A 14,145-nucleotide genomic window follows, 5' to 3' on the forward strand; every position below is an offset into this window, starting at 1 on the left:
GCAACTGCCTGGGAACTTCAGAGTCAGGACACTAGGCGGCCTCGAGCTTCTCGGTCAGCTCCAGCCACTCGGTCTCCAGCCCCTGCAGGATCTTGGCGATCACCGCCCGGCGCGTGGTCGCCCGGTTCACCAGGTCCGACTTGTTGCCGGCATAGAGCCGCGGGTCGGCCAGCGCCCTGTCGATGACCGTGGCCTCGTCCTGCAGCTTGGCGATCTGCGCCTCGAGCTGCTTCAGCCGCTCCTTCAGCGGCGCCAGGGCGCGCCGCGTCTCCGCCTGGCCCTTCTTGTCGGCGTTGCGGTCGCCGCCGCGGGCCGCGGTGCCGGGCTCGGGCCGCGACGCCTTGCGGCCGCCGCCGCCGAGCAGCGCGCGGTAGTCGTCGAGGTCGCCGTCGAAATTGGCGACCACGCCGTTGCCGACCAGCCACAGCCGGTCGGCCACCAGCTCGACCAGGTGCGGGTCGTGGCTGATCAGGATGACGGCGCCGTTGTAGTCGGCCAGCGCCTTCACCAGCCCGTCGCGGGCATCGATGTCGAGGTGGTTGGTTGGCTCATCCAGGATCAGCAGCTGCGGCGCCTCCCGGGTGCAGAGCGCCAGCAGCAGCCGCGCCTTCTCGCCGCCCGAGCAGGCCGAGATCTTCGTCGTCGCCCGCTCCACGTCGAGGCCGAAGCGGGCCAGCTGGGCGCGGCATTGCTGCACCGTCGCCCGCGGCATCACCGCCTGCATGTGGGTCAGCGGCGTGCCCTCCATGTCCAGCTCGTCGGTCTGGTGCTGGGCGAAATAGCCGACCTTCAGCTTGGGCGAGCGGAACATGGTGCCGCCCATCAGCTCCAGCCGCCCGGCGAAGAGCTTGGCGAGGGTCGACTTGCCGTTGCCGTTGGCGCCGAGCAGGGCGATCCGGTCGTCCTGGTCCAGCCGCAGGTCGAGGCCCTTGAGGACCACCCGCTTGTCGTAGCCGATGCTGCCCTGGCTGATCGAGAGCACCGGCGGCGCCAGCTCGGCCGGCTCGGGGAAGGCGAAGCGGGTGACGTGGTCCTCGACGATGCTCTCGATCGCCGGCATCCGCTCGAGCGCCTTGATGCGGGACTGCGCCTGGCGCGCCTTGCTGGCCTTGGCCTTGAAGCGGTCGACGAAGGACTGGATATGCGCCCGCTCGGCCGCCAGCTTCTCGTTCTGCGCTGCCATCTGCGCCTGCCGCTCGGTCCGGACGCGGACGAAATTGTCGAAGGCGCCGGGGTAGAGCGTCAGCTTGGCGCGGTCGAGGTGGGCGATGGCGTCGACGCAGCGCTCGAGCAGCCCGCGGTCGTGGCTGACCACGATGGCCGCACCCGAGAAGCGCTGCAGCCAGCCCTCCAGCCACATGGTCGCCTCGAGGTCGAGGTGGTTGGTCGGCTCGTCCAGCAGCAGGATCTCGGGCTCGAGGAAGAGCACCCGGGCGAGGGCCACCCGCATCCGCCAGCCGCCGGAGAATTCGGTGCTGGGCCGTGCCTGGGCCGCGGCATCGAAGCCGAGGCCGGCGAGGATGGTGGCGGCGCGCGAGGGCGCGCTGTCGGCGCCGATGGCGATCAGCCGCTCGTGGATCTCGGCCATGCGGTGCGGCTCGGGGTGGCCCTCGGCCTCGGCGAGCAGGCCGGCGCGCTCGGTATCGGCGGCCAGCACGGTCTCCAGCAGGCTCTCCGGCCCGCCCGGGGCCTCCTGCGCCACATGCCCCATGCGGGCCCGGGCGGCGAGGCGGATCTCGCCGCCATCGGCCTGGATCTCGCCGGTGATGCATTTCAGCAGGGTGGACTTGCCGGCGCCGTTCCGGCCGACCAGCCCGACCTTGCGGCCGGGATCGACGATCAGGTCGGCGTTCTCCAGCAGCAGCCGGCCGGCGATGCGGAGGGTCAGGTCACGGATGGCGAGGACGGTCATGCGGAGGCTTCTACCGCTGCCGCCGCGCCCCGTCACGCATCGCCGGCCGCTGGGCTGCCCCGCGTGGCGCTACGCCGGCCTGACCGGCGTGGCGTTACGCCGGCCTGACCGGCATGGCGTTACGCCGGCTTGACCGGCAGGGCCTCGGGGTCGGCGGGCTCCTTCGACGCGTCCGGGCGCGGCCGCTGCTCCGGCCCGGCCGTCCCGTCGCCCCATTCGTCCGTGACCATGCCCTGCTGGCTGCTGACCTGGTCGATGTCGGACTTGCTGGGCGGGCGCGGGATATAGCCGGCCTTGGTCTGGCCCCCGGCGGCGTCGTTCCGGGCGGCGTCGGTCCTGGGCTTGTCCTGTTCGGCCATGCAGCGTTCCTCCATCGGACCCGGGTGCCGGATCCGGGGCGACAACGCGGGGGAGGGGGCCGGGTTGGGCTTGCATCGCGCCCTTGGCCCGCCTATCCCGCCGCCACCGTCACAAAGGAACGCCCCATGGCCACCGAACGCACCCTGTCGATCCTCAAGCCCGACGCCACCCGCCGCAACCTGACCGGCAAGATCAACGCGAAATTCGAGGCCGCCGGCCTGCGCATCGTCGCGCAGAAGCGCCTGCAGCTCTCCGAGGCCCAGGCCGGCGCCTTCTACGCCGAGCACAAGGCCCGCCCCTTCTACAAGGACCTGGTCGGCTTCATGACCAGCGGCCCGGTCGTGGTGCAGGTGCTGGAAGGCGAGGGCGCCATCGCCGCCAATCGCGAGATCATGGGCGCCACCAACCCGGCCAATGCCGCGGCGGGCACCATCCGCAAGGAATTCGCCGAGAGCATCGAGGCCAATAGCGTGCACGGCTCGGACGGTCCCGAGGCCGCCGCCCGCGAGATCGGCTTCTTCTTCGCCGGCACCGAGATCGTCGGCTGAGGCGCATCGGGCCGGGGGCTCACCCCCCGGCCCGGCATCCCGGGGCTCAGGCGACGAAGACGAGCATCGCCAGCAGGATCACCACCGTCACGCCGACGCCCCAGGTGGCGAATTGGACGAAGCCTTCCCAGCTCTTCTGACGGTCGGCCAGGATTTCGTTGCTGTCGATCGCCGAGAATTCGTAGTTCTGCTGATGTTCGGCCACGGGGCTGGTCCTTATCGGGTCTCGGGTTGGGGTTTAGGAAGCGGCGGCGATCCCGGCAAGGGGTTGCTCAGCACCGCCGCCGGCGCCGGCCAGGCGACCGCGCCGCCGGCCGCGAGCCGCAGCGCCGCCGGGTACAGCAGGTGCTCCTGCGCCAGCACCCGGTCCGCGAGCGCCGCCTCGTCGTCGCCCGGCAGCACCGGCACCGCCGCCTGGGCCAGGATCGGCCCGGCGTCCATCGCCTCGGTCACCCAATGCACCGTGCAGCCATGCAGCCGGGCGCCGGCGGCCAGCGCCCGGGCGTGGGTATCGAGCCCGGGGAAGGCCGGCAGCAGGCTCGGGTGGATGTTCAGCATCCGCCCGGCCCAGCGCTCCACCAGCCAGGGCGTCAGCAGCCGCATGTAGCCGGCGAGGCAGACCAGGCCGATCCCATGCGCCTCCAGCACCGCCTGCACCGCGGCCTCGTGCGCGGCGCGGTCGCGGCCGTATTCGCGGCTCGGCACCACCGCGGTCGGGATGCCGGCCGCCGCCGCCGTCGCCAGCCCGCCGGCATCGGCCCGGTTGGCCAGCACCAGGGCGATCTCGGCGGGGAAGCCCGGGTCGCGGGCGGCCGCCAGCAGCGCCGCCATGTTGGAGCCGCGGCCGGAGATCAGGATGGCCGTCCTCACCCGCATCACCGGCTCACCGCGGCCAGCTGGCCGGCAGGTTGTCGATGCGGACCTGCGCCTCGCCGCTGCCGGCCTCGAGCCGGCCGATGCGGAACACCGTCTCGCCGGCGCCCTCGAGCAGCGCGGTCGCCTGCGCCACCGCCGCCGGCGCGACCACCACCACCATGCCGATGCCGCAGTTGAAGACCCGCAGCATCTCCTCGGGCGCCACGTCGCCGGTGCGGGCCAGCCAGGAGAACACCGGCGGCACCGTCCAGGCCCCGGCATCGACCACCGCGGCGATGCCGGCCGGCAGCACCCGCGGCAGGTTGCCCGGCAGCCCGCCGCCGGTGATATGCGCCGCCGCCTTCAGCAGCCCCGCCCGGTGCAGCGCCAGCAGCGACTTCACGTAGATCCGGGTCGGCGCCAGCAGCGCCTCGCCGAGGCTCTGGCCGGCGGCGAAGGGCGCCGCCTCGTCCAGCCCGGCCCGGCCCGCCTCGACCACCCGCCGCACCAGGGAGAAGCCGTTCGAATGCACCCCGGTGCTGGCGAGGCCGAGCAGCACGTCGCCCGCGCCGACGTCGGGCTTCGGCAGCAGGTCGCCGCGTTCCGCCGCGCCGACCGCGAAGCCGGCGAGGTCGTAGTCCTCGGCCGCGTACATCCCCGGCATCTCGGCGGTCTCGCCGCCGACCAGGGCGCAGCCGGCCTGGCGGCAGCCCTCGGCGATGCCGCCGATGACGGCCCGGGCCTGGTCCAGCCGCAGCTGGCCGGTGGCGAAGTAGTCGAGGAAGAATAGCGGCTCGGCGCCCTGCACCACCAGGTCGTTCACGCACATGGCGACGAGGTCGATGCCGACGGTGTCGTGCCGCCCGGCATCGAGCGCGACCCGCAGCTTGGTGCCGACGCCGTCGGTCGCGCTGACCAGCACCGGGTCGGCGAAGCCGGCCGCCTTCAGGTCGAACAGCGCGCCGAAGCCGCCGAGGCCGCCCATGGTGCCGCGGCGGCCGGTGGACCTCGCCAGCGGCTTGATCGCCTCGACCAGGGCATCACCGGCGTCGATATCCACCCCGGCGGCACGATATGTCAGCCCGCCCGGCGGGGGAGGAGTGGTGGAACTGGTCAGGTCAGCCTCCGATCGGCTAAGGACATTCCCGGCTTTCTAGCGCGCCTTTGCCGGCGCGTCGCCCCGCCGGCGGCGACCGGCGGAACCGCGTGGGACAGAGCAGGAGATGGTTGGAATGCGGGGCATCCCTGGGCGCCTTGGTCACGGCATGGCGCTGGCGGTCCTGCTGATCGGCGTGCCCGCCGCGGCGCAGACCCTGCCCCCGGTCGGCTCGCCCCCGCCCAGCGCCGCCCCGGCCGGGCTGGCGGCCGAGGCGCCGCCGCTCAATCTCAGCCAGCGTGGCATCCCGGCCGAGGCCAGCGCCGAGAACGGCGTGCTGGCCCGCGACCGGGCGCTGGCCTCCGGTCGCCGCATCGCCTGGGAACGCGCCCTGGCCGAGGCCGGGCTGCCCGCCACCAGCCTCAGCGACCAGCGCATCGAGTCCCTGGTCAGCTCCATCGTCATCGAGCAGGAGCGCACCGCGCCGACCCGCTACACCGGCCGCATCACGGTGAATTTCGACCCCAACCGGGTCCGCGGCGCCCTCGGCGGCGGCACCGCCGTGCCCGGCGCCACCCCGCCGCCGGTGGTCGCCGCCCCGGCCTCGAACTGGCTGGTGGCGGTGGCCAGCTACCGCGGCATGACGGACTGGCTTGAGCTGCAGCGCCGGCTGCGGGCGGCCGGGCAGGTGGCCGGGGTGGATATCCTGGCGATCGCGGTGGACCGGGCGAAGCTGCGGCTCGGCCTGCGCGCCCCGGCGCCGGAGGTGGCGGCGGAGCTGGCCGCCGCCGGCATCGCGCTCGAGCCCCTGCTGCAGCCCGAGGCGGTGCCCATGCCGGGCGCCACCCCCGGCGCCGCCTGGCGACTCGGCCTTGCCGGAGGCGGCTGACCGCGATGGCACCCGGGTGACGCCGGCGCCGCCGCCGGAAGGGCCACCGCATGTGCTGGTGACCCTGCCGAACCTGATCACCCTGGCCCGGCTCTGCGCCGTGCCGGCGACCATCTGGCTCATCCTGCACGGCCGGCTCGACCTCGCCTTCTACCTCTTCATCGGCGCCGGCCTCTCGGACGGGGTGGACGGCTGGCTGGCGCGGGTGACCGACACCCGCAGCGCGCTCGGCGCCCTGATGGACCCGGTGGCGGACAAGGCGCTGCTGGTCTCGGTCTACATCGCCCTGGCCGGCATCGGCGTGCTGCCGGACTGGCTGGCGATCCTGGTGGTGTTCCGCGACCTGCTGATCGTCGGCGGGATCCTGGTGCTCTGGGTGCTGGGCCAGCCGCCGGCGATCGAGCCGCTGCTGGTCTCGAAGCTGAACACCTGCCTGCAGATCGGCCTCGCCGCCCTGGCGCTGCTGCTGGCCGGCTTCGCGCTGCGGGCCGAAGTGCTGCTGCAGGGCTTCATCTGGGCCACCGCGGCCACCACCCTGGCCTCCGGCGTCGCCTATGTCGGCGCCGCCCTGCGGCATCCCCGGGCGGGGCGATGACCCTGCTGCCGCCCGCCGCACCCTCCCGGGCCGAGCCGCCGGCGCCGAGCCCGGCGCCCCCCGCCGCGCCGCGCCCCGGCACCCCGCCCGGCCGCGCCCGCATCGCCCCGCCGGTGGCCACCCGCGCCCAGCGGATCGGCCTCGGGATCGGCGTCGGCGGCGGCCTGCTGCTGGCCTTCTGGCTGTTCTCGCCGATCCTGACGCCCTTCGTGCTGGCCATCGTCATCGCCTACTTCCTCGACCCGCCGGCCTCCCGGCTGACCCGCATCGGCATCCCGCGCGGGCTCTCGGCGCTGCTGATGATCCTGGCGCTGGTGGCGCTCGCCCTGCTGTGCCTGCTGCTGCTCTACCCGCTGCTGATCGCCCAGGTGACGGTGCTGCTGCAGCGGCTGCCGAGCTACGTGCTCGGCATCGGCCAGGCGGTGCGCGACGCGCTGACCCTGCTGGCCGAGCGGCTCGGCCCGGACATCTTCGATGCCCGGCTGCAGGACCTGGCGGTGGGCCAGGCGGGGGCGATCATCTCCTACCTCGGCACCTCGCTGGCGCGGATGATCAGCGGCGGCATCGCCATCTTCAGCGTCTTCACCCTGGTCACCGTCACCCCCGTGGTCGCCTTCTACCTGCTGCGGGACTGGCCGCGGATGATCCGCCGGATCGACGCCTGGCTGCCGCGCCGCTCGGCCGCGACCCTCCGCCAGCTGGCGCGGGACACCGACCGGCTGCTCTCGGCCTGGCTGCGCGGGCAGCTGCTCTGCTGCGCCCTGCTCGCGGTCTACTACGCCGCGGCGCTCTCGGCGGTCGGGCTGGAACTCGGGCTGACGGTCGGGCTGATGTCCGGGGTGCTCTCCTTCATCCCCTATGTCGGCTCCATCACCGGGATGCTGACCGCCCTGGCCCTGGCGCTGGCGCAGTTCGGCACCTGGAACGGGGTGCTGGTGGTGCTCGCCGTCTTCGTCACCGGGCAGGTGGTCGAGGGCTACATCATCTACCCCCGGCTGCTGGGCGACCGGGTCGAGCTGCATGCGGTCTGGGTCATTTTCGCGCTGTTTGCCGGCGGCGTCGCCTTCGGCTTCCTCGGGGTGCTGCTGGCGGTGCCGCTGGCCGCCGTCATCGGCGTCATCGCCCGCCACTGGCTGCGCCGCTACATCGAGAGCCCGCTCTACCTCGACCCGCCACGGACCGGCTCGTGAGCGCCTCGACCTGGACCGGGCGGCCCGCCGAGCCGCCCTTGCCCCGGCAATTGGCCCTGCCGCTGCCGGTCTGCACCCGGTACGACCCCGCCACCGTCTTTGCCGACGAGAGCAATGCCGAGGCCCTGGCCTGGCTGCACCGGCCGGAGGGCTGGCCGCAGGGCCGCCTCGCGCTGCACGGCCCTGCCGCCACCGGCAAGTCCCACATGCTGCGCAGCCTGGCGGCACAGCGCGGCTGGCCGGTGCTGGAGGGGCCGCTGCTGCGCGGCTGGCCGGAGCTGCCCCCGGAGCTGCCGCCCGGGGCCGGCCTGGCCGTCGACGATGCCGACTGCCTGGCCGAGGAGGCGGCGATGCTGCACCTGCTGAACCTCGCCGCCGAGGCCGGGCTGCCGCTGCTGCTGGCGGGGCGGGCGCCGCCGGCCCGCTGGCCGGTGGCGCTGGCCGACCTCCGCAGCCGGCTGCGGGCGATGACCGCGGTCGGCATCCGCGAGCCGGGCGAGGGGCTGCTGGCGACCCTGCTGCGGCAGGATTTCGCCCGCCGCCAGCTGCGGGTGGAGGAAGGGCTGCAGGCCTGGCTGCTGCTGCACCTGCCGCGGGAGGCCGCGGTGGTGGCCGAGGCCGCGGCCCGGCTCGACCGCGCCGCCCTGGCGCATGGCGGCCGCCTCACCCGCGCCCTGGCCCGGGCAACCCTGCCGGAGCTGGCGGGTTTCGGTCCCGATGACGAATCCATGGCAATGGCCGCGGCTGGCTGCCCGCAACCCCCGACCCTGCTGTAGGGTGGCGGCATGAGCCTCACCGAAACCCGCTCGCCGCCCCCGGCGGATGCCCATCCGGCCGCCGCCCTGACCAGGGACCCGGACCGCTTCATCAACCGCGAGCTGTCCTGGCTCGACTTCAACACGCGGGTGCTGGAGGAGGCGGGCAATCCGCAGCACCCCTTGCTGGAGCGGCTGCGCTTCGTCGCCATCTCGGCCGCCAACCTCGACGAATTCTACTCGGTCCGGGTCGCCGGGCTGATCGGGCAGGAACGCGCCGGCATCACCACCCAGTCGCCGGACGGCCGCACCCCGTCGCAGCAGCTCGCCGCGCTGCATGCCCGGGCGCAGGTGCTGATCGAGGCGCAGCAGGTCGAATGGCGCAACCTCCGCGACCAGCTGCGCGAGGCCGGCATCGCCGTCTGCACCAGCGAGGAGCTGGCCCCGGCCGACCGGGCCTGGCTCGACACCTGGTTCATGGAGCGGGTCTTCCCGGTGCTGACGCCCCTCGCGGTGGACCCGGCGCATCCCTTCCCCTTCATCCAGAACCTCGCCGCCTGCATGGTGCTGAAGCTGGTGCGGGAGGAGGATGGCGGCACCATGCGCGCTCTGCTGCCGCTGCCCTCGCAGATCGAGCGCTTCATCCGGCTGCCGAAATTCGACGGCCAGCCCGGCGGCCCCGCCGCCATCCGCTTCGTGCTGCTCGAGGACCTGATCGAGCTCAGCCTGCGCCGCATCTTCCCGGGCTTCATCCCGGCCGAGCACGGGCTGTTCCGCCTCATCCGCGACACCGACGTGGAATTTGAGGAGGAGGCCGAAGATCTCGTCCGCTCCTACGAGACGGCGCTGAAGCGCCGCCGCCGCGGCCGCGCCATCCGGCTCAGCGTCACCACCGCGACGCCGCCCGACATCGTCGACTTCGTCATCGAGGAGCTGGACGCCGAGCGCGGCAGCGTCTTCGTCGTGGAGGGGCTGCTCGGCCTCGACGACCTGAAGCAGCTCATCGTCGACGACCGCCCCGACCTGCTGTTCACGCCCTATGCGCCGCGCTTCCCGGAACGCATCCTGGACTACGGCGGCGACTGCTTCGCCGCCATCAAGGCCAAGGACATCGTCGTCCACCACCCCTACGAGAGCTTCGACGTGGTGGTGCAGTTCCTGCGCCAGGCGGCGCGGGACCCGAACGTGGTGGCCATCAAGCAGACGCTCTACCGCACCAGCCGCGACAGCCCGATCGCCCGGGCGCTGATCGAGGCGGCCGAGGCCGGCAAGTCGGTCACCGGCATCGTCGAGATCAAGGCCCGCTTCGACGAGGAGCGGAACATCGCCCTGGCCCGCGAGCTGGAAGCCGCCGGCGTGCAGGTGGTCTTCGGCTTCGTCGAGCTGAAGACCCACGCCAAGATGTCGCTGGTGGTCCGCCGCGAGGCCGGCACGCTGCGCTCCTACGCGCATTTCGGCACCGGCAACTACCACCCGATCACCGCCCGCATCTACACCGACCTCTCCTTCTTCACCGCCGACCCCGGGCTGACCGGCGATGCCGCCCGGCTGTTCAACTACATGACCGGCTATGCCCGGCCGGACCGGATGGAGGGTCTCGCCTTCGCGCCGCTGACCATCCGGCCGACGCTGATGGGCATGATCGAGGAGGAGCAGCGCCATGCCGAGGAAGGCAAGCCGGCCGGCATCTGGCTGAAGATGAACAGCCTGGTCGACGAGCAGCTGATCGATGCGCTCTACCGCGCCAGCGCCGCCGGGGTGAAGGTGGACTGCGTGGTGCGCGGCATCTGCTGCCTGCGGCCGGGCGTGCCGGGGCTCTCGGACAACATCCGGGTGAAGTCCATCGTCGGCCGCTTCCTCGAGCATTCGCGCATCTACTGCTTCGGCCATGGCCACCGGCTGCCCTCGCGCCGCGCCCGGGTCTTCATCTCCTCGGCCGACTGGATGGCGCGGAACATGGACTGGCGGGTCGAGACCATGGTGCCGGTCGAGAACGCCACGGTGCATGCGCAGATCCTCGACCAGATCATGGTGGTCAACATGAAGGATACGGCGCAGAGCTGGGAGCTCACCGCCGACGGCCTGTGGCGCCGCCTGCCGCCCGGCCCGCACCCGGTCTCGGCGCATGAGTACTTCATGACCAACCCCTCGCTCTCGGGACGTGGCAGCGCCCTCAAGCGCTCGACCCGGAGCGCCCCCCGCAAGGCCCGGCCGGACCGCTTCGCCCAGGATTGAGGCGGCCGGCCATGAACCTCAGGATCACACTGCTTGCCCGTTTCGCCGCTCGCTTCCCATGACGACACCGCCCGAGACGACCATGCCCGCTGCGGCGTGGTGGACCTCGGCTCCAACTCCGTCCGGCTCGTGGTCTTCGAGGGCCGTGGCCGCAATCCGCAGGCGATCTTCAACGAGAAGGCGGTGCTTGGCCTCGGCCGCGGGCTGCAGGCGACCGGCCGGCTGAACGAGGATGCGATCGGCCCGGCGCTGACCGTGCTGGCCCGGTACCACGCGGTCGCCCACGCCATGCGCGCCACGCCGCTGCAGGTGGTGGCGACCGCCGCGGTGCGCGACGCGACCAACGGCCCGGCCTTCGTCGCCGCCATGCACGAGCGCATGCCGGGGCTCGCGGTCCGCATCCTGACCGGGGAGGAGGAGGCGCGGCTCTCGGCCGATGGCGTGCTGCTCGGCTTCCCCGGCGCCGACGGCGTCCTCGGCGACCTCGGCGGCGGCAGCCTCGAGGTGGTACGGCTGGTCAGCGGCCGGGCCGAGCGCGCCGCCTCGCTGCCGATCGGCGCCATCCGCCTGGCCGAGCGCGCCGGCGGCGACGTGGTCCGCGCCCGGGCCATCGCCGAGGCGGAGATGGCCAAGGCCCCCTGGCTGGCCGAGGGCGGCGGCCGCGACCTGTATCTCGTCGGCGGCGCCTGGCGGGCGCTGGCCCGGATGCACATCGCCCAGACCGGCTATCCGCTCGCCATCGTCCACCACTACGTGCTGCGGCGGGAGGAGGCGCGGGACCTCTCGAGCGTGGTCATGGCGGCCTCCCGCCGGGTGCTGGAGCGCATGCCGGGGGCGCCGCAGAAGCGGCTCGGCGACCTGCCCTTCGCCGCCATCACCATGCGCCGGCTGCTGCGGGCGACCGGCGCGGCGCGGGTGGTCTTCTCCGCCAATGGCCTGCGCGAGGGCTGGTATTCCCGTCTGCTGCCGGATGCGGTGCGTGCCGAGGATCCACTGCTCGCCGCCGCCCGCGGCCTGGCCGAGACCTGGGGCCGCGAGCCGGCGCTGCCGCCGGCCCTGGTCGCCTGGACCGACCCGGTCTTCCCCGACCAGGACCCGGTGAGCCGGGGGCTGCGCGAAGCGGCCTGCTGGGTGTCCGACATCGGCAGCCACGACCACCCGGAGTACCGGGCCGAGCAGGCCTTCCTCCGGGTGCTGCGCCAGCATGGCGCCGGGCTCGACCACCATGCCCGGGCCTTCCTCGGCCTTTGCGCCGCGCTGCGCTACGAGGCGGAGCCGGGGGCGCCCTTCCTGGCGCCGACGCGGGTGCTGCTGGACCTGCCGACCATCCGCCGGGCGGAGACGATCGGCGCCGCGCTGCGCCTGGCCTATACGCTCTGCGGCGGCACCCCGGAGCTGCTTGCGGGCACCGCGCTGGAGCGCAGCGGCGGCCGGCTGGTGCTGCGGCTGAGCGAGGGGACCGGCGTCTTCGCCGGGGAGAGCGTTCTGCGCCGGATGGACCAGCTCGGCGCGGTACTGGGCCTGGAAGCGGTGGTCGAGGTGGCGGAGGGCTGACGCCCCCCGCCCGCCCGGTTCAGTACCCGCCGCGGTAGCCGCCGCGCCGGCCGCCGCCGTAGCCGCCGCCGCCATAGCCGCGCGGCTGCGACTGGTCGTACAGGTAGCCACCGGCCCCGCCGGCACCGGCACCGAGCAGCGCGCCCAGGCCGGCATTGCCGCTGAAGGATCCGATGATGCCGCCGATGGCGCCGCCGCCGAGGGCGCCGGTCGCCGTCCGCTGCTGGGTCTGGTTGAGGTTGCCGCAGGCCGAGAGGGCCAGGGCACCGAGGAGGGGCAGGGCGAGACGCATGCTGCGCATGATCATGATCCTCTCAGCGGGCCGCGTTCGGGGCAGGGCGCGTGGTGCGGCGGGCCGGGGCGGCCGCATCGGCCGGGCAGGGGTACTTCGACTGGGCGAAGCGCAGCAGCCCGTCCAGCGCCGGCTCGGCATTGTAGTTCGGGTTGGCGCGGCTCCAGGCGGCGAAGGCCAGGCCGGCCTCGGCGACCGTCGGCGCCGGGTTCGGCACGCAGTACAGCGGCTTGCGGGTGCCGCCGGCCGGATGCAGCAGGGTGTGGTACTGGCCGGCGCTGGTCAGGAAGCCCTGGCAATAGGCGATGGCCTCCAGCTTCGGCACGCCGGACCAGCCGGGATCGCAGACGGCGGCGAGGTCGGCGACGGTCTGGACATGGGTGACGGCGGGCGTGGCGGCCGGTGTCTGGGCCATGGCAGGCGCCAGGGCAAGCGGCCCGCAGGCAAGCAGCGCGGCGGCAATTCGGGTGCGCATGGTCATTCCCCCTATCGAAGCTTGGGCGTCCAGCCGCAGCACGAGACGGCACCGCACCGGAGGGCGGGCGACCGGAACCGCGGCGGGCTGTCCGGTACCGGACAGTCCCTGCTTAACCGGGCATCGCCGGATCGGTTCCATCAACCTTAGGAAGAACCGCGTGAGGCGAGATCACCCTGCGGCGATGAGCTTGATCCGGCGGCCCTCGACGCCGACCGCCAGCCGGCCGGCCTTCAGCGCCAGCGCCGCCTCGCCGAAGACCTCCCGCCGCCAGCCGCGCATCGCCGGCAGGTCGGGGTCGAGCTCGGTCGCCAGCCGGTCGAGGTCGTCGGCATTGGCCAGCAGCTTCGGCGCGACGTTGTGCTCCTCGGACTTGGCCGCCAGCAGCACCTTCAGCAGCGCGACCAGCGCCGGGGAGGGGCTGGGGCCACCGCGGTCCTTGGGCGCCTCCGGCATGGCGCTGTCGGGCAGCGCCTTGGCCTCGCGCATGGCGGCGATCAGGCCGAGGCCGCTGCGGCCCTTGGCGAAGCCCTCGGAGATGCCGCGCGCCCGCGCCAGGTCGGCGGGGGTGTCCGGGCCGGTCGCCGCCAGCTCCAGCAGGGTCTCGTCCTTGACCAGCCGCTGGCGGGGGATGTTGATCCGCTGCGCCTCCAGCTCCCGCCAGGCGGCGGCCGCGCGCAGCAGGCCGAGGAAGCGGCGGTTGGTGGTGCGGGGCTTGAGCCGTTCCCAGGCGGTCGCCGGGTCGGCGCGATAGGTCTCCGGCCGGTTCAGCACCGCCATCTCCTCGGCCACCCATTCGAGCCGCCCCTCGCGCGCCAGCCGCTCGCTGAGGGCCACGTAGATGCGGCGGAGATGGGTGACGTCGCCGGCGGCATAGATGATCTGCGAGGCCGAGAGCGGCCGCGCCGCCCAATCCGAGAAGCGGTGCGCCTTGTCGATCTGGGCATCGGCGAGCGACCGGCAGAGCTGGTCGTAGCTCACCTGGTCGCCGAAGCCGGCGACCATGGCGGCGACCTGGGTATCGAACAGCGGGGTCGGCACCGCGTCGAATTTCAGCAGGAAGATCTCCACGTCCTGCCGGGCGGCATGGAAGACCTTGACCACCTTGGGGTCGGCCAGCAGCACGCCGAGCGGCGCCAGGTCGAGGTCGGGGGCCAGGGCATCGACGACCGCCGTCTCGTGCTCCCCGCCGAGCTGGACCACGCAGAGCTCGGGCCAGTAGGTCCGCTCCCGCATGAACTCGGTATCGACGGTGACGAAGGTTTCGGCGCGCAGCCGCTCGCACAGGGCGGCGAGGGCGGCGGAGGTGGTGATCAGGGCCGGAATCGGCTCTGCGGCTGGCGGACGACGGCTCATCCCCCGTGTCTAGCCCCCCTGGCGGGGAAGGGA

The 14,145-nt window shown here is 73.5% G+C and carries 15 protein-coding genes; 7 read left to right on the top strand and 8 right to left on the bottom strand.

What is annotated here, in order from left to right:
- Positions 1 to 31: 31 nt before the first annotated feature.
- Positions 32 to 1,912: an ABC-F family ATP-binding cassette domain-containing protein gene (locus QWZ14_RS12935; RefSeq protein WP_290317088.1), complete on the bottom strand. Its 1,881-nt coding sequence runs from the start codon at positions 1,910 to 1,912 to the stop codon at positions 32 to 34.
- A gap of 119 nt (positions 1,913 to 2,031) precedes the next feature.
- Positions 2,032 to 2,271, bottom strand: a complete 240-nt coding sequence (locus QWZ14_RS12940; protein ID WP_290317089.1) for a hypothetical protein — start codon at positions 2,269 to 2,271, stop codon at positions 2,032 to 2,034.
- Positions 2,272 to 2,397: 126 nt separating this feature from the next.
- Here QWZ14_RS12940 and ndk point away from each other — a divergent pair, with 126 nt between their 5' ends.
- Positions 2,398 to 2,820 carry a nucleoside-diphosphate kinase gene (gene ndk, locus QWZ14_RS12945; protein ID WP_290317090.1) on the top strand — a complete coding sequence of 141 codons (423 nt, stop codon included), beginning with the start codon at positions 2,398 to 2,400 and terminating at the stop codon, positions 2,818 to 2,820.
- Positions 2,821 to 2,866: 46 nt separating this feature from the next.
- Here ndk and QWZ14_RS12950 read toward each other — a convergent pair whose 3' ends face one another.
- From QWZ14_RS12950 to purM, 3 genes are read right to left on the bottom strand one after another with little or no spacing between them, the layout of a single operon-like run.
- On the bottom strand, positions 2,867 to 3,025 hold the full coding sequence (locus tag QWZ14_RS12950) for an aa3-type cytochrome c oxidase subunit IV (protein WP_290317091.1): 159 nt from the start codon (positions 3,023 to 3,025) through the stop codon (positions 2,867 to 2,869).
- 11 nt (positions 3,026 to 3,036) lie between these two features.
- Positions 3,037 to 3,696 carry a phosphoribosylglycinamide formyltransferase gene (purN, locus tag QWZ14_RS12955; RefSeq protein WP_290317092.1) on the bottom strand — a complete coding sequence of 220 codons (660 nt, stop codon included), beginning with the start codon at positions 3,694 to 3,696 and terminating at the stop codon, positions 3,037 to 3,039.
- Between the two features lie 7 nt (positions 3,697 to 3,703).
- Positions 3,704 to 4,792 carry a phosphoribosylformylglycinamidine cyclo-ligase gene (purM, locus tag QWZ14_RS12960; protein WP_290317154.1) on the bottom strand — a complete coding sequence of 363 codons (1,089 nt, stop codon included), beginning with the start codon at positions 4,790 to 4,792 and terminating at the stop codon, positions 3,704 to 3,706.
- 115 nt (positions 4,793 to 4,907) lie between these two features.
- On the opposite strand from purM, the gene QWZ14_RS12965 reads away from it, so the two are divergent.
- From QWZ14_RS12965 to QWZ14_RS12990, 6 genes are read left to right on the top strand one after another with little or no spacing between them, the layout of a single operon-like run.
- A complete protein-coding gene (locus QWZ14_RS12965; protein WP_290317093.1) occupies positions 4,908 to 5,660 on the top strand; it encodes a hypothetical protein in 753 nt (250 codons plus the stop codon).
- The gene (locus QWZ14_RS12970) at positions 5,644 to 6,255 is read left to right on the top strand and encodes a CDP-alcohol phosphatidyltransferase family protein (protein ID WP_290317094.1); all 612 of its coding nucleotides are present in this window, start codon (positions 5,644 to 5,646) and stop codon (positions 6,253 to 6,255) included. The genes QWZ14_RS12965 and QWZ14_RS12970 overlap by 17 nt, the downstream gene beginning before the upstream one ends.
- Positions 6,252 to 7,445: an AI-2E family transporter gene (locus QWZ14_RS12975; RefSeq protein WP_290317095.1), complete on the top strand. Its 1,194-nt coding sequence runs from the start codon at positions 6,252 to 6,254 to the stop codon at positions 7,443 to 7,445. Before QWZ14_RS12970 ends, QWZ14_RS12975 begins: the two co-directional genes overlap by 4 nt.
- Complete coding sequence (locus QWZ14_RS12980; protein ID WP_290317096.1) at positions 7,442 to 8,221, top strand: P-loop NTPase family protein; 780 nt, start codon at positions 7,442 to 7,444, stop codon at positions 8,219 to 8,221. Before QWZ14_RS12975 ends, QWZ14_RS12980 begins: the two co-directional genes overlap by 4 nt.
- Before the next feature lie 9 nt (positions 8,222 to 8,230).
- On the top strand, positions 8,231 to 10,435 hold the full coding sequence (locus tag QWZ14_RS12985) for an RNA degradosome polyphosphate kinase (protein ID WP_290317097.1): 2,205 nt from the start codon (positions 8,231 to 8,233) through the stop codon (positions 10,433 to 10,435).
- Between the two features lie 33 nt (positions 10,436 to 10,468).
- A complete protein-coding gene (locus QWZ14_RS12990) occupies positions 10,469 to 11,989 on the top strand; it encodes a Ppx/GppA phosphatase family protein (protein ID WP_408903680.1) in 1,521 nt (506 codons plus the stop codon).
- Between the two features lie 19 nt (positions 11,990 to 12,008).
- On the opposite strand, the gene QWZ14_RS12995 is transcribed toward QWZ14_RS12990, so the two are convergent.
- The 3 genes from QWZ14_RS12995 to rnd form a co-directional block, all read right to left on the bottom strand.
- On the bottom strand, positions 12,009 to 12,290 hold the full coding sequence (locus tag QWZ14_RS12995; protein ID WP_290317098.1) for a YMGG-like glycine zipper-containing protein: 282 nt from the start codon (positions 12,288 to 12,290) through the stop codon (positions 12,009 to 12,011).
- A 13-nt stretch (positions 12,291 to 12,303) separates the two neighbouring features.
- On the bottom strand, positions 12,304 to 12,756 hold the full coding sequence (locus QWZ14_RS13000; protein WP_290317099.1) for a Rap1a/Tai family immunity protein: 453 nt from the start codon (positions 12,754 to 12,756) through the stop codon (positions 12,304 to 12,306).
- 171 nt (positions 12,757 to 12,927) lie between these two features.
- Positions 12,928 to 14,112, bottom strand: a complete 1,185-nt coding sequence (rnd, locus tag QWZ14_RS13005) for a ribonuclease D (protein WP_290317100.1) — start codon at positions 14,110 to 14,112, stop codon at positions 12,928 to 12,930.
- Between the last annotated feature and the right edge of the window lie 33 nt (positions 14,113 to 14,145).

Origin of the sequence: Paeniroseomonas aquatica (genome assembly GCF_030409335.1) — a bacterium.
Classification (GTDB): Bacteria; Pseudomonadota; Alphaproteobacteria; order Acetobacterales; family Acetobacteraceae; genus Belnapia; species Belnapia aquatica.